This window comes from Treponema sp., assembly GCF_024696245.1.
Lineage (GTDB): Bacteria > Spirochaetota > Spirochaetia > Treponematales > Treponemataceae > Treponema_D.
Genome location: NZ_JAILGZ010000065.1, coordinates 1 through 26,256 on the forward strand (window position 1 = coordinate 1; position 26,256 = coordinate 26,256).

21 protein-coding genes are annotated in these 26,256 nt (G+C 39.7%); 11 read left to right on the forward strand and 10 right to left on the reverse strand.

Features of this window, described 5'->3' with window-relative positions; all coding sequences use genetic code 11:
- Positions 1-252 precede the first annotated feature (252 nt).
- From K6D58_RS04480 to K6D58_RS04515, 8 genes are all read left to right on the forward strand, one after another.
- Positions 253-1,752 (forward strand): hypothetical protein, encoded by a 1,500-nt coding sequence (locus K6D58_RS04480; protein ID WP_296828066.1) that lies wholly within the window; start codon positions 253-255, stop codon positions 1,750-1,752.
- An 18-nt stretch (positions 1,753-1,770) separates the two neighbouring features.
- Positions 1,771-3,429 carry a hypothetical protein gene (locus K6D58_RS04485; RefSeq protein WP_296828068.1) on the forward strand — a complete coding sequence of 553 codons (1,659 nt, stop codon included), beginning with the start codon at positions 1,771-1,773 and terminating at the stop codon, positions 3,427-3,429.
- Positions 3,430-3,702: 273 nt separating this feature from the next.
- The gene (locus tag K6D58_RS04490) at positions 3,703-4,890 is read left to right on the forward strand and encodes a type III PLP-dependent enzyme (protein ID WP_296828070.1); all 1,188 of its coding nucleotides are present in this window, start codon (positions 3,703-3,705) and stop codon (positions 4,888-4,890) included.
- Between the two features lie 62 nt (positions 4,891-4,952).
- Entirely contained in the window at positions 4,953-7,820 is a 2,868-nt protein-coding gene (locus tag K6D58_RS04495) for a M16 family metallopeptidase (protein ID WP_296828072.1), read from the forward strand.
- A gap of 83 nt (positions 7,821-7,903) precedes the next feature.
- Entirely contained in the window at positions 7,904-8,512 is a 609-nt protein-coding gene (locus K6D58_RS04500; RefSeq protein ID WP_296828075.1) for an ATP-dependent Clp protease proteolytic subunit, read from the forward strand.
- Positions 8,512-9,420, forward strand: a complete 909-nt coding sequence (locus K6D58_RS04505) for a GNAT family N-acetyltransferase (RefSeq protein WP_296828077.1) — start codon at positions 8,512-8,514, stop codon at positions 9,418-9,420. Before K6D58_RS04500 ends, K6D58_RS04505 begins: the two co-directional genes overlap by 1 nt.
- Before the next feature lie 104 nt (positions 9,421-9,524).
- Positions 9,525-10,343 carry a DbpA RNA binding domain-containing protein gene (locus K6D58_RS04510; RefSeq protein WP_296828079.1) on the forward strand — a complete coding sequence of 273 codons (819 nt, stop codon included), beginning with the start codon at positions 9,525-9,527 and terminating at the stop codon, positions 10,341-10,343.
- Complete coding sequence (locus tag K6D58_RS04515) at positions 10,340-11,047, forward strand: MBL fold metallo-hydrolase (protein ID WP_296828081.1); 708 nt, start codon at positions 10,340-10,342, stop codon at positions 11,045-11,047. Before K6D58_RS04510 ends, K6D58_RS04515 begins: the two co-directional genes overlap by 4 nt.
- 3 nt (positions 11,048-11,050) lie before the next feature.
- On the opposite strand, the gene K6D58_RS04520 is transcribed toward K6D58_RS04515, so the two are convergent.
- The 5 genes from K6D58_RS04520 to K6D58_RS04540 are packed head-to-tail and all read right to left on the reverse strand — an operon-like array spanning position 11,051 to position 14,991.
- Positions 11,051-11,725: a YfcE family phosphodiesterase gene (locus K6D58_RS04520; RefSeq protein WP_296828083.1), complete on the reverse strand. Its 675-nt coding sequence runs from the start codon at positions 11,723-11,725 to the stop codon at positions 11,051-11,053.
- A complete protein-coding gene (locus K6D58_RS04525) occupies positions 11,722-12,504 on the reverse strand; it encodes a hypothetical protein (protein WP_296828086.1) in 783 nt (260 codons plus the stop codon). Before K6D58_RS04525 ends, K6D58_RS04520 begins: the two co-directional genes overlap by 4 nt.
- Positions 12,505-12,514: 10 nt before the next feature.
- A complete protein-coding gene (locus K6D58_RS04530) occupies positions 12,515-13,324 on the reverse strand; it encodes a FecR family protein (RefSeq protein ID WP_296828088.1) in 810 nt (269 codons plus the stop codon).
- Positions 13,325-13,353: 29 nt separating this feature from the next.
- On the reverse strand, positions 13,354-14,538 hold the full coding sequence (locus K6D58_RS04535) for a hypothetical protein (RefSeq protein WP_296828090.1): 1,185 nt from the start codon (positions 14,536-14,538) through the stop codon (positions 13,354-13,356).
- A gap of 3 nt (positions 14,539-14,541) precedes the next feature.
- Positions 14,542-14,991 carry a hypothetical protein gene (locus tag K6D58_RS04540; protein WP_296828092.1) on the reverse strand — a complete coding sequence of 150 codons (450 nt, stop codon included), beginning with the start codon at positions 14,989-14,991 and terminating at the stop codon, positions 14,542-14,544.
- Positions 14,992-15,073: 82 nt separating this feature from the next.
- Between K6D58_RS04540 and K6D58_RS04545 the strand changes: the two genes are divergently transcribed.
- Both K6D58_RS04545 and ybaK read left to right on the forward strand, forming a co-directional pair.
- Positions 15,074-17,884: an adenylate/guanylate cyclase domain-containing protein gene (locus K6D58_RS04545; RefSeq protein ID WP_296828094.1), complete on the forward strand. Its 2,811-nt coding sequence runs from the start codon at positions 15,074-15,076 to the stop codon at positions 17,882-17,884.
- Between the two features lie 33 nt (positions 17,885-17,917).
- On the forward strand, positions 17,918-18,400 hold the full coding sequence (gene ybaK / locus K6D58_RS04550; protein WP_296828096.1) for a Cys-tRNA(Pro) deacylase: 483 nt from the start codon (positions 17,918-17,920) through the stop codon (positions 18,398-18,400).
- Between the two features lie 152 nt (positions 18,401-18,552).
- Here ybaK and K6D58_RS04555 read toward each other — a convergent pair whose 3' ends face one another.
- From K6D58_RS04555 to K6D58_RS04575, 5 genes are all read right to left on the reverse strand, one after another.
- Positions 18,553-19,527 (reverse strand): SPOR domain-containing protein, encoded by a 975-nt coding sequence (locus tag K6D58_RS04555; RefSeq protein WP_296828098.1) that lies wholly within the window; start codon positions 19,525-19,527, stop codon positions 18,553-18,555.
- Positions 19,528-19,550: 23 nt separating this feature from the next.
- Positions 19,551-20,183, reverse strand: coding sequence for a dephospho-CoA kinase (gene coaE, locus K6D58_RS04560; RefSeq protein WP_296828100.1), 633 nt, complete (start codon positions 20,181-20,183; stop codon positions 19,551-19,553).
- Between the two features lie 11 nt (positions 20,184-20,194).
- Positions 20,195-23,026 carry a DNA polymerase I gene (polA, locus tag K6D58_RS04565; RefSeq protein ID WP_296828102.1) on the reverse strand — a complete coding sequence of 944 codons (2,832 nt, stop codon included), beginning with the start codon at positions 23,024-23,026 and terminating at the stop codon, positions 20,195-20,197.
- Positions 23,027-23,139: 113 nt separating this feature from the next.
- A complete protein-coding gene (locus tag K6D58_RS04570; protein WP_296828104.1) occupies positions 23,140-24,168 on the reverse strand; it encodes a sugar kinase in 1,029 nt (342 codons plus the stop codon).
- Positions 24,169-24,170: 2 nt separating this feature from the next.
- Positions 24,171-24,809: a bifunctional 4-hydroxy-2-oxoglutarate aldolase/2-dehydro-3-deoxy-phosphogluconate aldolase gene (locus K6D58_RS04575; RefSeq protein WP_296828106.1), complete on the reverse strand. Its 639-nt coding sequence runs from the start codon at positions 24,807-24,809 to the stop codon at positions 24,171-24,173.
- A 332-nt stretch (positions 24,810-25,141) separates the two neighbouring features.
- Between K6D58_RS04575 and K6D58_RS04580 the strand changes: the two genes are divergently transcribed.
- A partial coding sequence (locus K6D58_RS04580) for a fibronectin type III domain-containing protein (RefSeq protein ID WP_367182333.1) occupies positions 25,142-26,256 on the forward strand: 1,115 nt, incomplete at its 3' end.

Consider the following 26,256-nt stretch of genomic DNA (forward strand, 5'->3'; position numbering starts at 1 on the left):
TGAGAGTGAAAATATTTATTTAAATGGAGAAGAAGATTAATATATACTTCTTCATACATTTTTTTTCCGTCGGAAAATATCCGGCGGATTTTTTTTACAAAAGGGTGGTGAAAATAATTTAATTAAACTTTACTTTTGAATCTTAAACTGTACTAAAAAAAATAAGTTTTTTGAAATAATTTTCAATGTTTCTTTTATTTAAATCAAACTTTATTCTTAAAATACAAGAAATAGCGAGGAGTTTAAAAGTTTATGAAAAGAATAAACAAGCTGTTTGCAGTTACGGCATGCGCATTTCTGGCAGCCGGTGCTTTTGCTCAGGAAGAGGAGGAAGCTCCTGTTCATGAAGGATATTCAATGGAACTGGCAAAAAGTGCAACTATCGGAGTTGAAGCCGGAACAACCTTTGAATATGACGTAAATGACGGATCCAGCGGTCTTGAAACCAAAGTTGGAATTCAGTTTTATCTTCCTTTGTTTGATAAGACAGACAGGGGTGTTGTAGAAGAAAGTTACGCTCAGCCTGGCGTTCGTCTTGTTGTAAAGGATATGTGCTTTCAGTGGCTTGAAAGTTACTTTACTACAGGCGGTAACTATGCTCAGGATAATGTAAACTCATGGTCCAGCCGTCCTCTGGTTTTAACTTACGGAGACATTACAGCTGATCTCGTTTACAAAAATTTTTTCCTCCAGGTTGCAGGAACGACAAATCCAATGCAGGTTGATAATGCCAGTATCAATTCTATCTTTGACGATGTAATGGATACTGATGACAGATGGTATATTAAAAAGCAGTATGCCCTTTATTCAAATACAAGATACAACAAGCTGGGGCTTCCTCTTCTTGGAAGTTTCATTCAGCGTGATGCAGTTGATACTGATTATTCTGATGATGTTTCCGGTCAGATTGGTTTTGGAGTTGAATATTCAAAGTTTACTGCAATGGCTAAGGCAGCTTCCCTTTATTCAGGAAGGGATAATGACGAAAATGAATGGCTCTTTGGTCTTGATTCAGAATTCTATCCTGTAGAAGATATGAGCATCAGTGTAAATGCAATGGCTGGCCTTCACTGTGAAAACTCTTTTGCTTATAACGGAACTGCTTACAATCCTCTTACTGCAGGAATCAGTGCTGACTATAAAATCAAAATGGGACGCAAGTCTGTTCTTAAACCATACATCGGATTTGACTACTTTAAGGATCTTGAGGGTAACCTTGATGATTCATGGGAGGCAGGAATTGGTACTTACTTCTATACAAGAGGAGAGGACTTCCTTGCCAGCCACAGGGATATCGACTATGACGAAATTGTACCTGTAGGTTTCTCTCTTGGTGTAAATGCCGTTAAAAACAACAGTCTTTATTCTGATGATGACATTCATGCAAACCTTATCTTCAGTGCATTTGAACTTGCAGACCGCAAGGCTTCAATCAGGAATCTCGGTTACTTTGTAGAACTTGAAATGTGCGACCTTGGTGGAGATGACATGCACACAGCTATTGCAGGACAGATTGAATATCTTCTTGGTGGAAAATATCTGCCATACTTATTCGGTAAATACTATCCTGAACTTTCTTCTAATGGTGAGCATATGACTGGTGATAATTATGTAGATGTTAAAGTCGGATGTTACATGACACCAGTTCAGTACTTCTCCCTTGATGTAAGCTACCAGCTTTCAACCTGTGTTGAAGGTGACGGTGAAGATGACAAAGGTCTTATCAGTGTAGCCTGCACAATCAGATTGTAATCAGCGGAGGTGTAACTTATGAAAAGAATTGCAAGTGTAATACTTGGATTGCTTGCCTCCTCATTTCTTTTTGCTGATATTCAGATTCCATTTTTTGGTGGAAACTCCGGCGGTCTTGATTTTGGAACAACATTCGCTGCTGACCTGAATGACGGTTCAACAGGTCTTGCAACAACCATGGGTTGTGACCTTTGGTTTGAATTTACTCCTTATACGGATCTGGGACTTACTCCAAGACGTGACAAGCTTTCTGTTTCCCTTAAAATGAGTAACACTGCTATTTATGCATGGCGCGGATATAATTTTAATAATTCCGGTGTTTCAGAAATCAATGATATTGGTTCCCGTGATCAGGCAAAGTCAATCTGGTTTGGTTCCCTTATAGCCGAACTTCAGTATGGTGAATGGTGGTTAAGGGCAGCAGGTATTGATCCTCAGATTACAATGAATCAGGCATCCATTAAATCTGTTCTTGATAACAACATGCAGGAACGTACAGGTGATAAAAACCAGTATTTCCGTCTTCCTCTCTTTCATTCAGGAGGACCATATTCCGGAAACGGTGGTACTGTGAGCGTAATCGGAAGGGATCTTGTGCATCTCAATGCCAGGGAAGTAGAAATCTACGGTATGTACAGTGCCGGCTATAAGGGGCTTGATTTTCAGGCTAACGTAAAGGCTGGTTCATGGCAGAACGGAGAAGACAATAATAAAAACAGCTGGGTATTTGGTGCTGACATGGCATGGAATCCTACATTCAATACAAAGCTTACCTTTACAGGTTTGTATGCAATGAACTACGGAACATATACAGCATCTTCTTCCAGCCGTGAAACCCTTGATTCTGATGATGAAGAAAATACTGCAACTGTAGTAATGTCTGCAGCAAATGACCCTGAAGCAGATGCCTCAGCTCTTGTTGAACAGCCTCTTGCTCTTGGTGCAGGTATTGAATACAGCATTGGTATACCGGGCTTTGGTTCCCTCAGGCCTTATGCCGGAGTTGACTGGGTTCGTCAGACAGAAATTGACTGGGGTGAAGACGGAGACTGGGATCTTGAAGTAGGTGCCGGCTTTATGTGGCTTTTCCGCGGACCTGGTGCTTCCTTTAAGCGTAACTACAGTCTTGGTGGAATGCAGCTTTCCGGCGATACGGCTAATCGTGTAGGACTTGGAGCAGGCTTTAACATGAACAGGGATGGAATCGTAAACGGTATCCTTTCATTCAACGAAGATCCTGCAGCTTCACCAATAAAGAATCTTGGTGGTTTCTTCCAGGTTGAATTGATGAACATTACAGGTAAGGATTATACTGCTCCAACAGGAACAGTATACAGTGACTTCCTTTATGCCTTTATCGCTCAGCTTGAATATAAGGCCACAGATAAGGTTATGCCTTACATCTTCGGCTGGTATGTTCCAAGCGTTAACTATGGAGCAGCCTATACAGATGAAAATGGAGAAACTCAGTACAGCCGCTATGCTTACAACAACTACAATGATTCTCCAACATACGAAAAGGACAGCCTGACCCTTACATCAAAACTTGGTGTTAAAATTACACCTTCTGCCCATTATTACCTGGATATCTGGTATGAACGTACAGACCAGAAGTCAGGAGATGAATGGAGTACAGATGCAGGTCTTGTTTCCGTAAAAGTAGGAATCAAGCTTTAATGAAAGGGATTGAATATATACTCTCCCTGTAACATTATTATCCCGGCAGGATTTGAAGGTGTTTTTACTTTCTGCCGGGATTTTTTTATGGATAAAGGCCCTACTTACAGCGGCAGAAGAAAAAAAGCATTGACAAAAGAAGGAAAAATACAGTTAAAAAATAATCAAAATTTTTTTTAAAAAAGTATTTTCAAAAACTTTTCATAATGCTAGTATCCGCTATGTTTTAAATAAACAGACTATCATCATATTATTAAGGCAGGACGATGCTTTATGTTTAACCGTCAGGAATTTATTTCAGACAGTGAATGGGAACATTTTAGAAAATGTTCAGAAAACTTACCTACACCAAATGTTGTAGTAAACCTTCGTACAATCAAGTACAATTATCTGCATTTGAAGGATTCTTTTCCTTACGCCCACATTTACTATGCAGTAAAATCCAACCCTGGTATTCCAGTACTTAAGCTCCTTGATACCCTTGGTTCTAATTTTGACATTGCTTCCCGTTATGAACTTGATGATGTTCTTTCTTTAGGAATCAGTCCGGATCGTGTTTCTTTTGGAAATACCATTAAAAAACCATGTGACATTCAGTATTTCTACGAAAAGGGCGTAAGAATGTTTGCTACTGATTCAAAGGAAGACCTTAAGAACATTTCTAAGTTTGCCCCTGGTTCCCGTGTTTATGTACGTATTCTCGTAGAAAGTTCACCTACAGCAGACTGGCCTCTCTCAAGAAAATTCGGTTGTCACCCGGATATGGCATATGACCTTCTTGTACTTGCCCGTGATCTTGGCCTTACTCCATACGGAATCAGTTTCCATGTAGGAAGCCAGCAGCGTGATATCGGTCAGTGGAACGATGCCATTGCAAAGACAAAGTATCTTTTTACATCCCTTGAAGAAGAAGAAGGAATTAAACTTACAATGATTAACATGGGTGGTGGTTTCCCTGCTCATTACATTCAGCCTACAAACGAACTTAAGGAATATGCCCACGAAATCACCCGTTATCTTGAAGAAGACTTTGGTGATGACATTCCTATGATTGTTTTTGAACCAGGAAGAAGCCTTGTTGCAGATGCAGGAATCCTTACTTCTGAAGTTGTCCTCATAAGCCGCAAGAATAATACAGCATTGGACAGGTGGGTTTATCTTGATGCAGGAAAGTTCAACGGTCTTATCGAAACCCTTGATGAATCAATTAAGTATCCTATTATTACTGATAAAGATGGCGGAAAGGAAGGCAGTGTAATTATTGCCGGACCAACCTGTGACAGTATGGACATTATGTATGAAAACGATAAGTACAAGCTTCCTCTTGAATTAAAGCAGGGAGACAAACTTTACTGGCTTACAACAGGTGCCTATACTTCAACTTATGCCAGCGTTAAATTTAACGGTTTCCCACCTATTAAAACATATTTCTACGATGAAAACGGTCTTGTAGAGGAGTAAGTTTTTTAAGGTTAATTTAATATTTATTGGAAAATACACGGATTACGTGATATAATGCCGCCATGAAAACAAAAAGATTTTTTATGGCGGCATTTTTTTGCCTTGCTTCAGCATTTATTTTTGCCAGGTCAACTCCTGTAAAGGGGTTAAGTGAGTATACCCTTGATAATGGATTAAAGGTATTTGTTGTAGAAAATCACACTGTGCCCCTTGTTTACATAGAGATAGCCGTAAGGAGCGGAGCTGTAGATCAGACTCCTCAGTCAGCAGGTCTTTTTCACCTTTATGAGCACATGATGTTTAAGGGTAACGCCCTTTACAAGGATGCAGCTGCAGTTAAAAAAGCCATGTCAGATCTTGGTGTTGCCCAGTGGAACGGAACAACAGGTATTGACCGTGTTAATTATTTCTTTACGGTACCTTCAGACCGTCTGGAAGAGGGAATGGCCTTCTGGAACGCAGCCATCCGTTTTCCTTTAATGGACAAGACTGAGTTTGAAAACGAAAAGAAAGTTGTTCTTGCAGAAATTGAAGGCTCTCAGGCTGAATCATCTTCTAAATTCTTCAATTATTATATCAGTAACTTCTTTAAGGATGCTCCATACAGATGTGATGCCGGCGGCTCTTTTGATGCTGTCCGTAATGCAACTGTAGAACAGCTTCTTGCAATTAAAAATCAGTATTATGTACCTTCCAATGCTGCTCTTTTTATCGGAGGAGACGTAAAGCCGGAAGAAGTAAAGAAACTTGCAGAAAAAATATTTGGCAGCTGGACAAACGGTCAGTCTGTAAAAAAAGAACTTCCTCCCCAGCAGGATGTAAATCCTTTTAGTCAGTTAAAAAAAGTTGTCATGAGTTATGATTCCCTTTCACCACAGCTGGTTCAGTATCAGCTTTCATTCAGGGGACCGGATACAGATTACGAAATTGAAGACACTTATGCTGCTGATTATCTTATCAATCTTCTTGAAAAACCATCAGGAACCTTCGTTCAGTCTCTTGTAGATGACCAGAGCCTTGGTCTTCCTGGACCTGAATATGCTTCTGCTTCCTATCAGACAAACAGGGCCTGCGGAAATTTTTCTTATTCCATGGTTGCCTATACACCGGAATCGGTTATTGCTTCTAATGCTGAACATTTTACAGAACTTGTGCGTGATAAAATTATTCCTTCAATTTATTCCGACAAAAGCCTTTATACAAAAGCTCAGGTTAAGGAAATTGCAGAAAATCTTGAAGATTCAATGCTCCTGAATAAAGAAACTCCGGAGGGTATTCTCAGGAACTTAAGCTTCTGGTGGAGTTCCGCATCTGCTGATTATTTTTATGATTACAGTAAAAATCTCCAGAAAGTTACTATGTCTCAGGTTCAGGATTTTATCGAAAAGTATTTTTACCAGCGTAATCCTATGCTTGTAGTTTTTGTTAATCCAGACGTTTACGAAAAAGAAAAGGAAAATTTTAAGAAAGCCGGTTTTGAAACTGCAGACGGTGACAGCTGTATCTGGTGGAAAAATGAGCGTTTTACTTCAATAAAAGATACTCTTCCTGAATACAAGCCTGTTAACGAAGAAGTTTATATTCCATCAAAAGGGGATTCAGTAGAAAAGAAACTTGAAGGTCAGAAGATTAGTGTAAAGACCCTTGATAACGGTATTCCTGTATACTTTGTAGAAAATAAATCTTCTTCCTGTGTAAGCCTTAACATGGCCATTAAAGGTGGTGTAGCCCATCTTGACCGCAGTACTTCCGGTCTTGAAGAAGCCCTTCTGTCCATGCTTACAGCCAGTTCTACAGGTTATTCAAGTTATGACAGGACAATGCTTGCTTACAAAACCAAGGCTTCTATTTCCAGTTCAACCTATATGTCCGGAAGCCTTATCAGCATGAACTGTCTTGCCAAATATTTTGATGATGTCTTTAAGGTTTATGCTGATGGAATCCTTAATCCTGATTTTAATGAAGAAGAATATAAAAAGCTTTACACAGGTTATGAATATTCAATTCACCAGGATAAAGTTGAACCGGTAAATATTCTTTATAAGAAAATAAGCGACACAATGTTTGCCGGTCATCCTTATGATACAAGAAGCTCTGTTGCAGACTTCTCCCTTGAAAATATTACAATAGAAAATATGAAAAAGCTTTACTCAGAGATTATCAGGGCAGATAATATTTTCTTCCTTGTAAATGGTGATGTAAAGGAGAAAAAGGTACTTAAGGAATTAAACAGGCTTTTTGCTTCCCTTGAAGGTTCTGGTACTATTGATGTACCTGCAAATGATGTAGAGCCCCTTAAGATTCAGAAAGAAGAAAAAATGGTCATAGCCAGTGAAAATGCAAAGGGAACAGCTTATGTTGCCAGGGTATTTGTTTCTCCTGCCAGTGACAATGCTGATTTTGCGGCAGCTTCCCTGGCTTCTTCCGTATATAATGACCAGCTCTTTAATTCAGTAAGAATTGCCAGAAGTGTCTGCTATACTCCTTCAACTTTCATAACATCTTCAAAAGCTCCTTTTGGTATGGAATTCCTCTTTAAGGTTTCTGATTTTAAGGGCTTTAAAAAGGCTCTGGAAGAAGCAAGAAATTATATGGCAGAAGGAAAAGTAATTACCGGCACTGACTCCCAGGGGGCTTATATTACTCTTTCTCTGGATGAAGTTCTGGAAAGCTATAAAAATAAGTTTATAAACTCTACTTTCTACGAAAAACAGACTCCTTCAGCTGTATCTCAGAATTATGTGTATAATATTCTTCAGTTTAATGATCCTGAACATGATATTGAACTTGTTGAATCAGTGAGAAAGCTTACTTCTGAAGAAGTTCAGGCTGCATTTAAGAAGTACTGGACAGAGGGCAGGGCATCCTGGTTTGTTGTCTGTGATCCTGCAGAAGAAAAGACTGTAAAGTCAGTTCTTGGGGCAAAATGAATTAGACTTTTATAAGAAATTTCAGTATATTTATCTGAGTAAAAACTAAAATTTATTAAATTCGCTGATTTACAGGAGACAAAATGAAAAGTTACATGAAGATTGTTTGTGACGACGAAGAAAAAGAGGATAAAAAGAAAGAAAAGGGTGCAGATCCTCTTGCAGAAAAGTTTCTTAAGACTCGTCAGGTTCTTCTTAGCGGTGAAATTAACGAAGAAATGGCAGACGGAATCATCCGTCAGCTCCTTATTCTTGATGCAGACAACTCAGATCCTGTTTATATTTATATAGACAGCCCTGGAGGTGATGTAGATGCAGGTTATGCTATTTTTGACACAATCCGCTTCCTTAATTCACCTGTTTATACAATTGGAATGGGACTTGTTGCCAGTGCAGCTTCCCTTATTCTTCTTGCAGCTCCAAAAGAACGCCGTATAGGTTTTCCTAACAGCCACTATCTTATTCATCAGCCTCTCAGCCGCATGAGTGGTGTTGCAACTGATATAGAGATTCATGCAGCAGAAATGGCAAAAACAAAGGCTAAAATTAATGCCCTTATCGCTCAGGAAACCGGTACTGCTCTTGAAAAGGTAGAAAAGGATACTGACCGCGATTACTGGCTTAATGCAGAAGAGTCAGTTTCTTACGGTCTTATAAGCAAAGTTATTACAAAACGCAGTGAGCTTGCCTGATGACCTTTGAACTTACAGATCTCCTTGCATCATCCATTATGTTTTACATGGAGAATCAGACTGCCGTTTTTGCAGTTGATGCTTCAAAGGGGGCTGTAGTTTCTTTGGAAGAAGCCGGAATTGAAGCTGCTGATGAAGATTATTTTTATTCCCTTCCTCAGTGGACTTCCAGGGACGGCTTTGAGCTTCTTACTGCTTTTACAGATAATCTGCATGCACCGCTTGCCAGGGAAAGTTTAAAACGTGTACTTGCAGGCGGAAGGGGGGTATTCAGGAATTTTAAAAAGGTAATAAAGGACTTTCCGGAAGTTGAACGTCAGTGGCACTTTTTTAAGAATAAAACTATGGGCCTGCGTATCAACGGATGGTACAATGCTTTACGTGAGTCCTGGGGGCTTGAGAAACTTGAGCTTCCGGAAGAAAATGAAACCGAGGACCTTGTTAACAGTGATTTTATCATACGTCCTTATGATTACAGGGTGGATTTTGACGGACTGAACAGCGTAAGGCTGGATCTGGAACATGAGTTTGCACAGAATACAGAAAGTCCTCTTTTGGGAAAGGCAGTTACATATTTAACAGGAAAATCTTTTTCCATTCCTGCAGAAAAAAGACAGGGCTTTGTATGCTGTACCCAGGATGGTGAAATTACTGGATGTGCTTTATACGCATATGCTCCGGATGATTTGCATACATCAGTTTTACTGACTGATTTATTTGTATGTGAGAATTACCGTGGATTAGGCATAGGAACTGAGCTTCTTTCTCAGTGTCTTGACAGCCTTAGAAAAAACGGTGTTCAGTGGGTCATTTTTTTTAATATTGTTGTGACCCGGCCGCTGGAACTTTTACTGACCAGATATGATTTTAAAAAGCTGGGAGCAGGTTACGCGGTAAAATTATTTTAATTTTAAGGGAAAAACATCCTTATTTTACGGACTGTTATTTCCAGGGTTTGCGTTGCAGACTTAATTTTTATTGTTTTTTTTTATATTTTGATGGAGTTAAAAAAATGGCTTTTAATCGTGGAAATGGTTTTGTTGTGAATGAAGAACAGATTACTGCTTTACTTGAGGATACTTTAAGATCTGTAGAGAATGCCGGAGAAGAAGAAGTTAAGGCTCTTAATGCAATTAAGAAGCTTTTTAAGAAGGTTCCTTTTTCCCGCAGAAAGTATGTTACAGCCATGCTGGTAAAACAGGCAATTCTCAGTGGAAGAGCAAGCCGCTTTGCCCGTAAGGATGACCGTCGTGGACGTTATGAACAGCATGGAGAAAACCGCAGTAAGTTTGAAGCTCCTGCAGGAGAAAAATTTGAACGTGCTCCACGTGTAAGAATTGATAAAGAAGTTTCTACATCAATTTTTGTAAGTGTTGGAAAATATTCACATGTATATAAAAAGGATATCGTAGGTCTTCTTGTTAGTGTTGCCAACCTTGATCACGACCGCATCGGCGATATCAGGCTTTTCCCTAAATATTCTTTTGTTCAGCTTTACAAAGAAGACTGTCAGAAGGTAATTGATGCCCTTAACGGTTATGAATACAGGGGAAGAAAACTTTCTGTAGATTATGCCCAGCAGAAGGGAGAAGAAAACCAGGCTTCTTTTAATGCAGATACAGCAGAAGAAAAGATTCCTTCAAACGTAACAAATGCTGTACACGGAACAGTATCTGAGTCAGCAGAAGCAGACAAGATTGCTGCAGAACAGACAGCATTTGCCGCTTCTATGGCATCTACTCCTGTTGTAGAAACACCTGTTGAACCATATGCAGAAACTGCAGATGACGGACAGGTAAAATCTCACTTCGGTGATGGTGCTGCATATTGATCAGCATAATTCATACAGGGCCTTACGGAGTTAACACTCTTATTGTACCTCTGGCAGGGCCCTATGTATTTGTAACAGATCCGGCATGCTGTTCTCTTTGTGGGGATGAGCATGCCGTAACTTCCTATCTTAATTCCCATTCCCTTATTCCTTTAGCCTTTGTTCTTACTCACGGCCATTATGATCATATTGCGGGTATTTCAGTTATGAAAAAAGCCTGGCCTGATGTTCCCCTTTTAATTCACGAAAATGACAGGGAACGTATTGGACCTGCATCCCTGGATTTTCAGGAGCAGGATCTTGCTCAGGCAGGACTGTCCATGATTTCAGATGCTTACAAAAACCTTCCTGACTGTGATGCCTGCCTTAAAGATGGACAAAACCTTTTTGATGCTGTTAAGGATTCCGGCTGTAATTGCCTTCCTCAGGATAATGAACTTCATGAAGCTTTAAAAAACTGGCAGGTAATCTGGACTCCGGGACATACAATGGGTTGTATCTGTCTTTACAATAAAATCACGAATGAACTTATTTCCGGAGATACTATTTTTTACGGTGCCTGGGGTAGAACTGACCTTAAAGGCGGCAGTGAAGAATTAATGATAAATAGTTTAAGGAAGATTCATGAAATAATTCCTTTAACTGCAAAAGTTTATCCGGGTCATGATTACTGCGGGTTTGAATTAAAGGAATTTTTTGGCTGATTATTACCAGAATCCGCTAGGAATATAAGGACTGTAACCGCTGGCTGTTATCTGATAAAAAACAATATCTGCAAAGGAAGAGTTTCTTTTTAGTTTTAATAGGGCAAAGCAGGGTGGCTGGCCGGATCTTGGCAAAGAAATACTGCCCGGGTTAATTACATTTACTCCTGGAGCTTTAAATTCATTACAGGCAACATGAGTATGTCCAAAAAGTACAATATCTGCATTATCAGCCCTGGAGGCTTCTACAAGGGCTTCGCTTCCGTAAAATAAAGAACATCTGTGACCATGGGTAAAAAAAATCCTGTGACCGCAGGCATTCATGGTGTTCCTTAAAGGACAGCGTATTCTGCTTATTCTGTCTGGTGATGGAGCAAAACTGTAGCTGTCACTGTCATTATTGCCCTCAACAAGACCTATTACAGGTGGCAGGCATTTTGCATATTCAGGATCTGCAGCAGCTTCTTCCAGCAGGTATATCATATCCCCGCAGCCGTCACCGCAAAAAATCAGGCTGTCACATTCAGAACCAAACTTTGCAACAATATCCAGCAGCCTGTAATGCTGTCCGTGAGAGTCGGAAATAATAAGGATAGTGCATTCATCCTTATTTTCCAGAGATTCCATTTCCTTAGTATCACCAATGAGTAAGTTTAACTGCTGGTTAAGGTTATTCATTCTTCTGTTTCCAAAAGATTTACATTTTCTTCTTCTGAAGTCTGAGTAACAGGTGCCTTAATAAGGAAGTGATTCATAGAAGGAATAGGTGCAATAGAATCAACGTAATGCTTTACCTTTCTGTTTCCTGTAATCTGCTTTACATTTTCTACAAGGTCCCAGGATGCAGGGAGTACCTCATCAAGGGTAGACATGTATTTAATTGCATTTATTATAAGCTCTGTAGTCTCTTCGTTAGGTCCCTGATCAACGTCACGGCCTTCTGTTTCGTCCTGAAGGGATAATTCGTATTCAATGACAATATTGCTGGTCATTTCTTGTCCCAGAATGCTGTTGTCTGTAGGGAAGAGGGAGAATACGTTATAAGGAAGCCCTCCTTCGTAGCTGTCCTGAAGTTCAGATATAACCTTGTGGGTATTTGCAGGGGCTCCAAGGATTATGATTCCCTTGAGTTTTTTTCCGCTGATAAAATCTGTAAAATTCCAGATGCGGGAGTTAAGGTCCTTTTCATAAAATACAGGGAAAATAAGTCCCCCTGTTTCTTCAAAGCCAAATTTTTCTTCAAGGATATTAAGAAATTGTGTTTCCTTTTCACTGTCTTCTTCAAAACCGTGGCCAAAGAGTACGCAGACAAGACCTTCTTCCGGAGTCCATGCAGGTTCTTCCGGAAGAATTTCTTCTGTAACTTTACTTTCTTTTTTTTTGCTGCATCCTGTAAGAATAACTGCAGCAAGAATCAATGCAGCTGTTTTTAAAATAGTATTTTTTATTGTTTTCATTTTTTTTCTCTTAGTCTGAAATTGATATGCTTATAATAACTTCTGTTCCTTCTGGTGCAGCATTTGTACCCTGTATTGCGGCACTTGTGCTTGTAGAAGTTGTTTCTGATTCACTTTCAGAAGTTTTTCCTGTACTTGAAGCAAGGGCTGTAACTTCACTTGTTTTTTCCTGAGCAGGTGTAGAAAAGCCTGTTCCGGAAGAATTTGCAGAGGAAGTCTGGTTTTCGTAAACAGGAACTCCTTTTGTTTCTCCAACTTCGTTTGTAGATGTAAAGACTGTGCTTTTTGGTGCAGCAGAACTTTCTTCTTCAGATGAATCAGATGAACTTTCTGCTATCTTTTCTTCTACATGAGCGCGGCTGGATTCTGCAGGACTTAAGGCTACAAGACCTTTTGTTACCTTGAGCCTTCCTGAAGAATAGAAAGTAAAGTTTGTACCTCTTACAGAAGCTGTTGCAACTGCAGACCTTACCTTAAATTTGTTTCCGCTTTTTACGTCAGACTGAATTGAACCACTGTCAATAAAAAGCTGGGTATTTTCTTTTCCACCCTGACGGGCAAGTTTTTCCAGGGTAATACGGGTCATAGGTCCGATTGTAAATGTAGAATTCTGGGATTTAATTACTGCAGAGGATTTGTAGCCGGTAGAAATAACAGTTCCCTGTTCAATTACATCACCAGACTGAGCTTTAACCCAGATGCCTCCGTCCTGAAACTCTACTTTTCCACTTACGCTTATAAATGTTACGTCAAAAGCTGATGCCGCAATACTGGTAAATAAAGCTGCAGCAAGCATAACTATTGTTTTCTTTAATTTCATATATAGCCTCCTTATGTGAGAGTTCTTTATCAGAATGCAAGGGAAAGCATAAGCTTAAAGGTGCTCTTGCTTTCTTCTTCTTTGTCAGCAATAAAAGTCTGTGCAGAAAGGGACAGGGACAGGTCTGTAAAAGCCTGATAGGTTAAAGCTGCACTTACCTGAGTTCCTGAATACTCAGCCTCTGTTTCCGGAATGTCAAAAAGAATGTCTCCACCAAGATTAAGGATTACTTCCGGACTGATTCTGGCAGCACAGGCAAGTCCTCCCATGGCAAGGGCATTGTATTTTTTTTCTGAAACATTAAGTCCTGCCGTACTTGCAGTAAAGGTAGTAAAGGCTTCAAATGCTCCCTGCTTTCCGGAAGCATAACAGCCGCTTACAGAGAGCATAAAGGATTCAGAAGGGAAGATATCTGCTTTAATTGCAGAATAGTTGGCTGCCTTGTAATCCATTTCTTCAGAAAAGAGGAAGCTTGTGCTTGCATTGTAGAAGAATGAAGAAGATAAAGGACCATCCAGAGCCAGAGTTCCATAAATCCTTTTGTCATCTTCTGCAGTCATTTCTCCAGGACCTTCTGTTGAAATAAAGGCAAAACATTCAGCTGTAATACTCTGGTTAAATAAAAGATAAGGGAACTTAATGCTTAAGGCTCCTGCTATATAAGCCGTAGCAAAGTCATAAAAATCCTTGTCACTGTTACTTCCATAGGCAGAGGCAACAGGTGTAAGGATAGTTACGGTTTTTGCGTTAAGAAGTCCTGTATAGGCTCCATAGGCATTTAATTCAATATAAGGTGAAAGATACTGAAGGAGAATTCCGTCAGCATTCTGGTTATAAATGCGGGATGTAGCATCAGCCATGGAAAATCTTCCGGCTGCAATGCAGAAGTTTGCTTTATTTACTGGAATTTTGGAAGCCAGCTTAAAAAGGGTAAGGTCTGCAAGGATTTCCGTATCATCATAAGCTGGATCAGAAAAAGTTCTGTCGTATTCAAAGCTTACCATAGCTTCTGCAGAAAAATAGGTTTTTCCTGACTGGCTTAAAGGCTGTCTTAAAGATGCTGTTAATGAATCTTTTTGTACAAGGGATGGAACTGAATAGTCGTTTTCTGAAAAGCTTAACTGGCTTTCGTTGGAAATGATTCCCTTTGTTTCAAGGGAAAAGGCTGATACTGTAAAAAGGGCGGAGAGTGCAAGAACGGCTGATTTTTTCATTTTTTACTCCTGTTCTGCATAAAGGGCCATGCAGTCTGTAAGTATGTTAAAGAATCTGTGTCCGTCAGGAATGCTGTCCGGATCGTCAAAGTCATTAAGTATTCCGTCGGCTTTTAACTGTTTGCAGGCATATCTTGGTCCGGGAAAAAGCTTAAGCATAAGGCTTCCTTCGATTTTCCAGGTACATACAAGCATCCATGAAAGGTCTTTTACGCTTATATACTGGGAAGGATCAGCATCAGCATCTGCAAATTGAATTGCCTTCATTACTTTTACGGCATCTTCTTCACTTTCTGTATCCTGAATCTTTCCGGATGCTGTGGCTATAAAGTAAGAGGCCTGTCCCAGCGTTACCTTATCCGATTCAAGAACTTCAGTCATTTTATCTGCTGACTGGGCAAAAATTAAACCTGACAGCAGTAAAAATGAAAGCAATGCTACTATTTTTTTCATAGAAACTCCTTAGGGCCTTAGTATCTTTTGCTAACCTTAAAATTTCTTTCTATAAATTATAACTTATTGTATAATATTTGTCATGGAACAAAAGACAAAATCTAAAAGCCGGGGAAAATTCTCAAAATCTTCCTTTCTTGTTGTAATTTTTTTATTTGCCCTTTGCCTTCTTGCTGGATTTTTTAATGTTTTCCAGAAATTTGAATATAAAATGTACGATTCCATGCTTAAGGTTCATAAGGATATACCTCAGGATGAATCTGTCTGCATAATCGATATTGATGATGAATCCATTTCTTACCTGGGTTCCTGGCCGTGGAAAAGGGATATTCTTACGGAAGTCCTTTACCGTCTTAAGGAACTTGGGGCTGCTACAGCTGTATTCGATATTGAGTACCTTGATGAATCAACACTGGCAGTAGATGATAATCTTAAGGATACTGTCAGCAGTGAATTTGAAAAGATATTCCTTAATCTTGAAAATGACCTTCCAAAAGATGAGCTGGGACAGGTAATTTATGACAGTCAGCAGTCAATTACCGACGGATTCAGTCTTAATTATGATGATGAGTTTGGTAAGGCAATAGAATTTTTTGACAATGCCTTTTTAACCGTTAACCTCAGGGATATTGGTGTAGACCGCAGCCCTGAAGACCTGGAATACGTAAAGAACCGCTTCCTTTTTAGAAATGTTACTGACCCCCTTAATAAAATAAATGCAGGCAATCAGGCTGTATGGCAGGATGAAGAAGATACCCATAATAGGGGCTTTGTTCCAGCCCTTAACAGAATCCTGTCCCATGCCAGGGGTCTTGGTTTTACCAATGTAGTTGTTGATAAGGATGGTGTCCGCCGCAGGGTAGAACTTCTTAATTACTATGACGGAAAATATGTTCTTCAGCTGGCTTTTTCTCCCCTGGTACATAATCTTGGTGTAACTGATATAGAACGTAAAAATCATTCTGTAGTACTTAAAAATGCTAAGCTCCCTGGAAGTGATAAAGTTCAGGATATAGAAATACCTGTAGATTCCCAGGGATGTATGCTGATTAACTGGACCCATTCCCTTTACCTTGATTCCTTTACCCATATACCGGTTTATTATCTTTATGATCTCTATAATGGAGAAAAAAGGCTTGTGTCTGATTTTGACCTTATCCTTAACAGTGACCATATTGATTATGAATCACTTTCAGAAAAGGAAAATGCCCTTTTTGAACGTTTTTACATGCTTTCTGACCGTTACAGCGGCATTTCTGACCTTAAGAATTCCATTAAGCTTAAGTGTTCCGGTTTTGATGCAGCAGGCCAGAGTGTAAGAAGGGGCCGCAGGGGTGGCGGACTAAGTCAGAATGATTATGACCAGTACTTTGGAGACAGAAAGGATTTCTTTGATGACAGCCTTGAACTTGCAGAAGAGATTCTTGCTGATGAAGACCTCTGCCGTTTTGTAGAAGTAACTGATTTTGCCAGCCATATTAAAAGCTACTGTTCCACAAGTCAGGCTCTTGGAGAAGTCCTTAATGGAAAATTCTGTCTTATTGGTAATTCGGCTTCTGCAAGTACAGATCTTGGTGTTACTCCTTTTGAAAAACGCTATGCAAATCTTGGAACCCATGCCAATGTAATCAATACCATTATTCAGGGCCAGTTTATAACTGAAGTTCACTGGATATGGGGTCTGGCTGCAGCTGCGGCTCTTGTTCTTATAGTAATTATTTCTACTTCAAGTCTTTCTCCTGCAAGCAAGAATATTCTGGGACTTATTTATCTTTTTATCATACCGGCCCTTTGTTCAGCCTTAATGATTTTTAAAAGCATTTATGTTCCTATAATTATTCCCCTTATCTTTGTTATTGCAGTTTATCTGTCTCAGATGATTATTAACTTCCTTGCTGTAGAAGGAGATAAGAATTTTATTAAGGGTGCCTTCAGTCAGTGTCTTTCTGCTGACGTTGTAAATGACATTATTAAAGATCCTTCCAGCCTTAAGCTTGGCGGCTTTACTTATGACATGACAGCTATCTTTACAGACATACAGAAGTTTTCCGGCTTCTCTGAATTCCTTACTCCACAGGAGCTGGTAGCCTTTCTTAATTATTATCTTACTGATATGTCCGATATAATAATTTCAGAAAGGGGAACTGTTGATAAGTATGAAGGTGATGCTATTGTAGCCTTTGTTGGTGCTCCTGTTCAGATGGCAGACCATGCAGTAAGGGCCTGTACTGCTGCTATAAAAATGAAGCAGGCAGAAAACCGTATGAATGAAGAAATCCGGCAGTATGCTTCCGGAGAAAAAATCGGAGACATAGATCCGGATCTTTTAAGTGCTTTCCGTAAAATGGTCAGCAACGGCAGGTCTCTTTTTACCCGCATCGGTATTAATTCCGGTGATATGGTTGCAGGCTTTATGGGTTCTCAAAATAAAAAAAACTATACCATGATGGGAAACAATGTAAACCTTGCATCCCGTCTTGAAGGTGTAAACAAGCAGTATTCTACAAATGGTATTCTTATAAGCGGAACAACTGAGTCAATGCTGGATGATACTTTTATAGTCCGTCGTCTTGACCGGGTAAGGGTAGTAAATGTAAAGACACCTTTGCGCCTTTATGAACTTATTTCTTTTAAGGCTGATGCAGATCAGGAACTTCTTGATTATATTAAGAACTGGGAAACAGCAATGGATACTTTTGAAAGCAGGGATTATGATAAGGCCCTTAAAATGTTCCGCTTTCTCAGTAAAAAAAGACCTGATGATAAGGTAGCAAAATATTATTCTGTTATGCTTACAACTTTCTTTACAAAGGGTAAGTATCCTGCAAAGGATGATGACTTTGGTGTTGAATATAATCCTGATGACGGAGTATTTACACTTTTGCAAAAATAAGGACAATAGTATTCATTTCTGGAGCATGTAAAAATGAAAAAGACAAATGCAATGAGAATACTTGACGGCCTTAAGATTGCCTATGAGGCTGCTGAATATGATGACGACGGTGAACACAAACTTGAACATGGAGCAGCCGGTATGACCGCAGAAAAGCTGGGTATAAATCCTGCTCAGGTTTTTAAAACCATAGTAATGCGCACTGAATCAAAGGAAACTGTAGTTTTCTGTCAGAATGCCCTAAACGAAATAAACTTAAAGAAAGCAAGAAATGCCTGTGGTGCTAAAGAGGTTACTCCTGTAAAACAGGAAGAACTCCTTGCCCTGACAGGCTATGTAAGGGGAGGCTGTTCTCCTTTAGGAATGAAAAGATCCTTCAGAACCTTTATAGACCAGTCTGCCCTTGAGCAGGAAAAAATCTATGTAAGTGCAGGTCAAAGGGGCCTTCAGCTTTGTCTTGCTCCTTCTGATCTGGTTAAAGCCTGTGATGCACAGGTCATTGATTTAAAATTATAAAACCGGTCCTTTTACCTTAACCTTCTGTTTTATCAGGGGGTTAAAGGAAGACCGGTTTTTTTATTGAGGGTTTATTACAAAACCCTCAAAACGGCGAAGTCAAGGCTTTAAGCGTGAGCGTGCCTTGACTCGACGTATTCTTTTAATAAAGCTTATTTTCCAAGACTTGAGTTTGTAACGTAAGCACCACTTGAAGCGAAATCAGGATGAGCAAGAATTGCTTTTTTCCAGAATTCGGCTTCGCTTTTGGTTGTATAAGGACCTACACGTACACGGAAGAAGAGGGTGTCGTCTTTGTTACGCCATGTAAATACTTCACATTCCAGTCCATTATCGTAAAGAAGCTGGCGGGCTTCGTCAGCCTTTTTCTTGCTTGTATATGAAGCAACCTGAATCCAGAAACGGTCAGCTTCCTTTTCTTTTGCAACAGTAGAAGCAGAATGAGAAACAGAAGATGAAGCTTTAGAAGATGCAGAACTTGATGCAGAAGAAGTATTGCCTGTTTTACTGCTGCTTTCTTTAGCTGTGCTTTTTCCACTGGAAGCAGAAGATGTTTTTGAATCAGATGCTGTTCCCACGGAAGCGGCTGAATTGCCGGCCCTGGAAGAAGAAACTGAAGCTGTACCGAACTGAAGATCGGTAGAAAGAGTCTGGTTTTCCGGAGGAAGGATTGTTTTTTCTGGAACAGTCCTTACTTTTCCGGTTTCCCTGATGATTCTTTCTGCTGCTTCGTTGCCGGCAGTAACTTCTTCACTTTCTTTTCCAGCAGATCCGTAGATATTTGTAGTTCCGTTTGCATAAACTGTCAGACTGTCTGTTGTTACACTTTCCTCGATTGACTGTTCGTTTTCCTGAGTTACAGGCTCCGTTCCGTCAATGGTTTCTGAATCGTATGGGAATGCGCCAGGTTCAATGCCGGTGAACTCAGTTGTTTCATCGTAGAAAGAACTCGGCGGTTCAGAATAAGGAACCGACGGTGCTACATATATAGAATCACTTCCGTTGGAATAGCCAGATTCAGCAGATTTTTCTGTCTGCGGGGCATACAGGACAAGGGCAGCTCCGATTACAAATAAAAGGAAAATCCCTGCTGCCAATACAATCCATAAGGTCTTTTTCTGTTCCATTTATAAATCCCCTCCCGGTACTTTTAATTCATGTTAAATTCTGTTAAAAACCTGTCTATCTTTTTTTCCAGATCTGAAATTGTACCGGTATTCCGTACTCTTCTAATATCGGCATTTGATTTTTTATATTTAGCAAAAAGATTTTTCTGGCTGTGGAAACGCTGTAAAATCTGCTTAAAAGGCATATTATCCCTTTTTCTGGCCCGGAATAATCTCTTAATAAGGGGGCAGTCAATATAAAGAATGGCCCTGCATTTTTTTATAAAGTCTGTTTTGTAAAGGACAGTAGCATTTATGATTATATTTTTTCCCTGATTTTCTTTAGCAAAGTTTTCTATTAAATCATTTATCTGGGGAAAAATAATTTTTTCATGTTCTTGCAGAAGCTTTTTATCCTTAAAAAGAAGGGCACCCAGATTTCTTCTTATTATTCTGCCCTGGCTGTCGGTAAGCTGGATTCCCTCTTTTTCTGCTTCCTGAGAAAATCTCTCTATAACTTTGTCACTTACACTTTCTAAAGCCTTATGTCCCAGCTGGTCTGCATCAACAGATATAAAACCTTTTTTTTCAAGTATATCTGCTGCTGCATTTTTACCTGCGGCCATAGGACCTGTAAGGCAGAGAATAAGACCTGTATTTTTTTTATCTTCATTCATTATGCAGGACCTCAGTGGAAGCAGCCCCAGTTTTTACCATATTCCACGCTTACCCTTAAAGGAACATTCAGCTTAAAGGTATGTTCCATTTTGTCTGTTATAAGGGTTATGGCTTTTTTAATGCTTTCTTCATCATCAGGACATTCAAATATAAGTTCATCATGAACCTGAAGAAGCATTTTAACAGGAAGCTTCTGCTTTTTAAGCTCTTCGTTAACGTCAATCATGGCCTTTTTTACTATATCTGCAGCACTTCCCTGAATAGGTGAGTTTACGGCAATTCTTTCTCCGCTTTGCTGAATCATTTTGTTTGTGTTTCTGAGTTCATTTACATAGCGGCGGCGGCCTGTAATTGTTTCTACATAGCCCTTTGATCTTGCATCTTCTATTGTATTATCAATAAAGGCTTTTACTCCGGAATAGGTATTAAAGTACTGGTCTATAAAGTTTTTAGCTTCAGTTCTTGAAATACCCAGTTCCTTTGCAAGACGGAAGGCACTCATTCCGTACATAACGCCAAAGTTTACGGTTTTTGCAAAGCGTCTCTGTTCAGGACTTACTTCTTCCGGCTTGATTCCGTAAATAAGGGCTGCTGTTGCCTTGTGTACGTCAGTTCCGTCAATAAAGGACTGGCTTAAGTTTTTGTCTCCGCTTAAATGAGAAAGAATTACAAGTTCAATCTGGGCATAGTCAGCACTGATAAGTACTGTACCCGGAATTGCAGTAAAGGCACTTCTGATACGGCGGCCGTTTTCGTCCCTTACAGGAATATTCTGCAGGTTAGGTTCTTTGGAAGAAAGACGGCCTGTTGCTGTTCCTGTCTGCATAAAGGAAGTATGAACCCTGGATTCCTTATCAGCTAAAAGGGGCAGGGTTTCTACATAGGTATTTAAAAGCTTTGTATAGGACCTGTATTCAAGTATAAGGGCAGGCAAAGGATTGTCTGTTGAATCAGAAAGCTCTTCAAGAACAGCTGTATCTGTTGAGTAACCTGTCTTTGTTTTTTTGCTGCCTGTAAGTCCCTGTTCTTCAAAAAGAACCTGCTGCAGCTGTTTTGTAGAAGCAATGTTAAATTCATGACCTGCAGCCTGATAAATGCCCTTTTCTTTTTCTTCTATGAGCTTTTTAAGTTCCTTACCGTATTCATCAAGGGCTTTTTTATCCAGGTGAATGCCTGCACTTTCCATTGATGCCAGTATAGGAAGAATCTTCATTTCCATTCCGTAGAAAAGATCATGAAGACCGGCCTTTTCTATTACCGGTTCAAAAAGTTTGTAAAGCTTAAAGGTAAAGTCTGCATCTTCTGCACCATAAGGAACAGCTTCTTCCAGTGGAATATCAGCAAAGGTAGAACCCTTTGGAACTATGTCAGAAAATTCAATTCCCTTAAGACCAAGATAGTTTTCTCCCAGACTTTCAAGAGAGTAGGGTGATTTACCGCTTTCACTTGGATTTATAAGCCAGGCTGCAATCATGGTGTCAAAAAGATGGCAGGAAGCTTCTTCCTTAAGGCCGTTGCATTTAAGAACTTCCAGATCAAATTTGCCGTTATGCATAACAAGAGTTAAATCTTTGTCTGCAAAAAGTCTGGCCAGTTCATTAAGGCAGTCTTTTTTAGATATGGTTTCAGGAGCAAACATTTCTCCAGGAAGCATTACCGGAACATAGTAAGCTTTTCCTTCTTCATTACAAAGTGAAAAACCTGCAAGTTCAGTATTAAGACTGTTAAGTCCCGTTGTTTCTGTATCAAGGGCAATAACCTTATCTTTGGAAGAAAGAATGTCATTTATAATAGAAGAAAGTTCTTCAAGTTTAGTGATTCCCTTATAATCTCCCTTATTCTGAATTACTGCTCCTGTTTTTTTAGGAAGCAGTTCGTTTTCTGTATTTTCCCCAGGAACTTTGTTTTTATTTTCTGCTTTTTTATTGCCGGCCTTTGTAGTGTCAGCCTGCTTATTGCCGCCAGCAGCAGGATTATTTGAATAAGTAGAGGCTACCTGAAATGCCCCGTATTTGTTAAGTAAGGAAGCTGCTGTGTCAAAATCAAGATTGTCTGTTTTAAAACTTTCAAAATCTATATCCAGAGGTACATTTTCTTCCAGGGTTATAAGCTTTTTAGAAAAATATGCATTGTCTTTATCGCCGCGGATTTTTTCACCCAGGGCACCCTTTATTTCTTCTGCATGTTCATAGATTCCGTCCAGAGTCTGGTACTGGGTAAGAAGCTTTACTGCTGTTTTACCTCCAACTCCCTTTACTCCTGGAACATTATCAGCAGCATCACCTGTCAGTGAAAGATAGTCAAGAATTTTTTCCGGGCCTACACCCCATTCATTCACTACGTCATTAATTCCAAGACATTCCCATCCACCGCTGGCTTTATCCGGCTGCATCTGAAGACAGGTGTCCGTTACAAGCTGAAGCAGGTCCTTGTCTCCCGACAGAATGCGGCATTCCCTGTTTTCTTCCCGGCATTTTCTGGCAACAGTGGCAATTATGTCATCTGCTTCAAAACCGTCTTTCTGGAGGACAGGTATTCCCATTCCCCTAAGGATTTCTTCTATCCATGGAATCTGGGCGTGAAGGTCTTCCGGTGTTTTGGCTCTTGTAGCCTTGTATTCGCTGTACATCTGGTGCCTGAAGGTAGGTGTTCTTGAATCAAAGGCTGCTGCCAGAAAAGAAGGATTGTAGTGCTTTAAAAGGGCCCTGAGGTTTTTAAAGAAAATTACTACTGAATTTATGTTATTGCCCTCCCTGTTTGTAAGGGGGTGGTTGATTAAGGCAAAGTAGGCTCTGTAAATAAGGCCGTAACTGTCAATAATGTAAATGCTCTTGTCACTCATGGAACCATTTTAGTGTAAAAAAATGCCTTTGTCATTGATAAATAAAAAGACCGCCTGAAAATATGGAGAACGTGCTTCAGGCGGCCTGTAACTTTTTTTATTATATATTCAGATTATCTCTGAACGCGTCCTGAACCGTCACCGCCGGCTAAGGTCTGTACTTCTGCAACACTTACCATGTTGAAGTCACCTTCAATTGAATGCTTGAGACAGCTTGCTGCAACTGCAAATTCAATTGTGGCCTGGTTTTCGTAATTGTTTGTGCAGGCATAGATAAGTCCGCCGCCAAAACTGTCACCGCCACCAACACGGTCAACGATCTTCATATTGTATTCCTTTGAGAAGAAGCTTTCTTTTGTGCTTCCGTCATAAAGCATACCTGCCCAGTTGTTTTCGCTGGCAGAAATTGAAGTACGGAGGGTAATTGCAACTTTCTTAAAGCCAAAGCGTTCTGTAAGTTTTGCTGCAACTTCCTTGTAGCCTTCTTTATTAAGTTTTCCGCTGGTAACGTCTGTAGCTGCTGATTTAATACCGAATACATCATTTGCATCTTCTTCGTTGGAGATACAAACATCTACGTATTTGCAGAGCTGACCCATAACTTCTCCGGCCTTTTCTTTAGTCCAGAGCTTCTTGCGGTAGTTAAGGTCACAGCTTACAGTGATTCCCTTTTCGTGAGCTTTTTTACAGGCTTCAAGACAGATTTCTGCTACATTGTCACCCAAAGCAGGAGTAATACCTGTAAAGTGGAACCATGAAGCACCTTCAAAAATCTTGTCCCAGTCAAAGTCTTCTTTTGTGGCAAGGGCAATTGAAGAACCTGCACGGTCATAGATTACTTTTGATGGACGCTGGGAAGCACCCTTTTCCAGGTAGTAAATACCAACACGTGGACCACCTCTTGTAATAAAGCTTGTATCAACACCAAAACGGCGGAGGGAGTTTACTGCAGCCTGTCCGATTTCGTGAGATGGAAGTTTTGTTACAAATGATGTATCAAGACCATAGTTTGCAAGAGAAACTGATACGTTAGCTTCTCCACCACCAAATGTTGCACCATAGTTTTCTGCCTGAATAAAGCGGTAGTATCCTTCTGGAGCAAGGCGGAGCATGATTTCTCCGAATGTTACGATTTTTCCCATAGTTATCCTCTTATTTCTTTTACGATATTGCTTGCTTCACGAGTAAGGCGCTCGATTTCAGCAAAGTTTCCTGCATTTACAAGGTCACCCTTTACCATCCAGCTTCCACCGCAGGCAAGGATTTTGTCACAGGCAAGGTAGTCCTTTACATTATTAGGGTTGATTCCACCTGTAGGCATAAATTTCATCATTGTATAAGGAGCACTCATTGCCTTTATCATTTTAAGTCCTCCTGCATTTTCTGCCGGGAAGAACTTTACTACATCAAGACCAAAACCTAAGGCCATTTCAAGTTCTGTAGGTGTCATGATTCCAGGAGTAACCGGATAACCCTTTTTAAGACAGTGTTCTACAACTTTAGGGTTGAATCCAGGTGAAACGATGAATTTAGCACCTGCGTCAACTGCACGGTCTGCCTGTTCTACAGTAAGGATTGTTCCTGCACCAACGAACATTTCCGGGAATTTTTTTGCAATTGCACGGATGCTGTCTTCTGCTGCATCTGTTCTGAAAGTAACTTCTGCACAAGGAAGACCACCTTTAATAAGGCTTTCTGCAAGAGGCTCTGCATCACTTACTTTATTAAGTACTACAACCGGAACGATTCCGGTCTTTCCGATTTGTTTAAGGGTATCGTTCATAAAAACCTCACTTTATACATTTACTGTAGTGCCTTTTTGTTAAAATGTCACGTGAAATTTGATTTCAGATTAAAAAAAATGGTTTTAAATTTAAAAAGTGATATCAGATTTCATAGTTTTTATATTAATTACATAATTTTGCTCTAAAAATCTGATATCTTTCTATATTATGTGATATCACATATCTTAAATGAAACTTAAATATGGTATTTAATACTAAAATTCGTTTGACATATCAGAAATTCGGACTGAAAATAAATTGAAAAGGTTTTCATACCTCTGTTAGAAGTCTTTAATTTTGGCTTACTGACTAATTAAAAAAAGGAGTAATTATGTTTTCAAAAGTAAAGAACTTTTTGATTTCATTGACAGCCGTTAGTGTCTTAATGCTTCCGGCCTGTTCTTCAGATGATTCGGAATCTGCTGTGGTAACTGAGGAGGAAGAAGTTTCCCTTACCCTTGATAAGAGTGGGGAACTCAGTCTTACCGGAGTGATTCCTGCTTACACAACAGAAACCTTTAAGGCCTCTCTTGAAAATGCTCAGGCTTCCATTGCCTTTACAGCAGCTTCTTCTGCTGTAGAAGCTGTCAGTGCCGGTGCTGATTCCCTTACTGTTGACTTTCTTCTTCCGGGAACAAGTACAATAACTGCATCTGCCATTGTAGACGGAGAAATCTATTCCGACAGTGTGGCAGTTACTGTAGCTTTTGCAGATGCCAGTGAATGCGGTCTTACACTTTCTGCTCCTGAAGATGAACTTGGAGAAAACTCTGCTCAGGTAACATGGGCTGCCCTTGATACTTCTTATGGAAGTCTTGACTGCTATATTCTTGCCCTTTATGACAGCGAAGAAAATCTTGTATATTTTGAAAAAATAGAAGCAGATGAAGCTTCTGATACAAATACTGTCAGCTGGACTGACCTTACTGCACAATCATCTTATACTGCAAAAGTTTATACAGTATTTACAAAAGATAACCTTACTTCTTACGGCCTTTCTACTGTAAGTTTCTCTACAACAGATGATATTACAGCTCCTGGAGATGTTACCCTTACTTCTGCAGTTGCTGATGAAACTACTGTAAGTCTTGCATGGACAAATCCTTCTGATGATGACCTTGCAGCAATTGTAATTACACCTTATGTAATGGCTTCCGGGGCAAGTGAATATACAGCCCTTGATACTGTAATAATCACTGATACAAGTGTTATTTCTTACGAATTTACTGACCTTACTGCAACCTCTACTTACAAGTATTTGATTCAGGCTAAGGATACAAATGACAATATTTCTACAGGTGTAACAACAGATGAATTACTCATTACAGGTGATATTACAGCACCTGGAGAAGTTACAATTACATCTGCTTCTGCTGATGTAACTACTGTAAGTCTTGAATGGACAAATCCTTCTGATGATGACTTTGCAGCAATCATAATTACACC

Excerpts from the sequence above, each read along its gene's own strand:
- K6D58_RS04530 (WP_296828088.1), bottom strand. The coding sequence starts at position 13,324 with ATGAAATTAAAGAAAACAATAGTTATGCTTGCTGCAGCTTTATTTACC.
- K6D58_RS04490 (WP_296828070.1), top strand. The coding sequence starts at position 3,703 with ATGTTTAACCGTCAGGAATTTATTTCAGACAGTGAATGGGAACATTTT.
- K6D58_RS04525 (WP_296828086.1), bottom strand. The coding sequence starts at position 12,504 with ATGAAAACAATAAAAAATACTATTTTAAAAACAGCTGCATTGATTCTT.
- polA (WP_296828102.1), bottom strand. The coding sequence starts at position 23,026 with ATGAGTGACAAGAGCATTTACATTATTGACAGTTACGGCCTTATTTAC.
- K6D58_RS04575 (WP_296828106.1), bottom strand. The coding sequence starts at position 24,809 with ATGAACGATACCCTTAAACAAATCGGAAAGACCGGAATCGTTCCGGTT.
- K6D58_RS04505 (WP_296828077.1), top strand. The coding sequence starts at position 8,512 with ATGACCTTTGAACTTACAGATCTCCTTGCATCATCCATTATGTTTTAC.
- K6D58_RS04520 (WP_296828083.1), bottom strand. The coding sequence starts at position 11,725 with ATGAATAACCTTAACCAGCAGTTAAACTTACTCATTGGTGATACTAAG.
- ybaK (WP_296828096.1), top strand. The coding sequence starts at position 17,918 with ATGAAAAAGACAAATGCAATGAGAATACTTGACGGCCTTAAGATTGCC.
- K6D58_RS04485 (WP_296828068.1), top strand. The coding sequence starts at position 1,771 with ATGAAAAGAATTGCAAGTGTAATACTTGGATTGCTTGCCTCCTCATTT.
- K6D58_RS04495 (WP_296828072.1), top strand. The coding sequence starts at position 4,953 with ATGAAAACAAAAAGATTTTTTATGGCGGCATTTTTTTGCCTTGCTTCA.
- K6D58_RS04540 (WP_296828092.1), bottom strand. The coding sequence starts at position 14,991 with ATGAAAAAAATAGTAGCATTGCTTTCATTTTTACTGCTGTCAGGTTTA.
- K6D58_RS04500 (WP_296828075.1), top strand. The coding sequence starts at position 7,904 with ATGAAAAGTTACATGAAGATTGTTTGTGACGACGAAGAAAAAGAGGAT.
- K6D58_RS04555 (WP_296828098.1), bottom strand. The coding sequence starts at position 19,527 with ATGGAACAGAAAAAGACCTTATGGATTGTATTGGCAGCAGGGATTTTC.
- coaE (WP_296828100.1), bottom strand. The coding sequence starts at position 20,183 with ATGAATGAAGATAAAAAAAATACAGGTCTTATTCTCTGCCTTACAGGT.
- K6D58_RS04480 (WP_296828066.1), top strand. The coding sequence starts at position 253 with ATGAAAAGAATAAACAAGCTGTTTGCAGTTACGGCATGCGCATTTCTG.
- K6D58_RS04570 (WP_296828104.1), bottom strand. The coding sequence starts at position 24,168 with ATGGGAAAAATCGTAACATTCGGAGAAATCATGCTCCGCCTTGCTCCA.
- K6D58_RS04545 (WP_296828094.1), top strand. The coding sequence starts at position 15,074 with ATGGAACAAAAGACAAAATCTAAAAGCCGGGGAAAATTCTCAAAATCT.
- K6D58_RS04510 (WP_296828079.1), top strand. The coding sequence starts at position 9,525 with ATGGCTTTTAATCGTGGAAATGGTTTTGTTGTGAATGAAGAACAGATT.
- K6D58_RS04535 (WP_296828090.1), bottom strand. The coding sequence starts at position 14,538 with ATGAAAAAATCAGCCGTTCTTGCACTCTCCGCCCTTTTTACAGTATCA.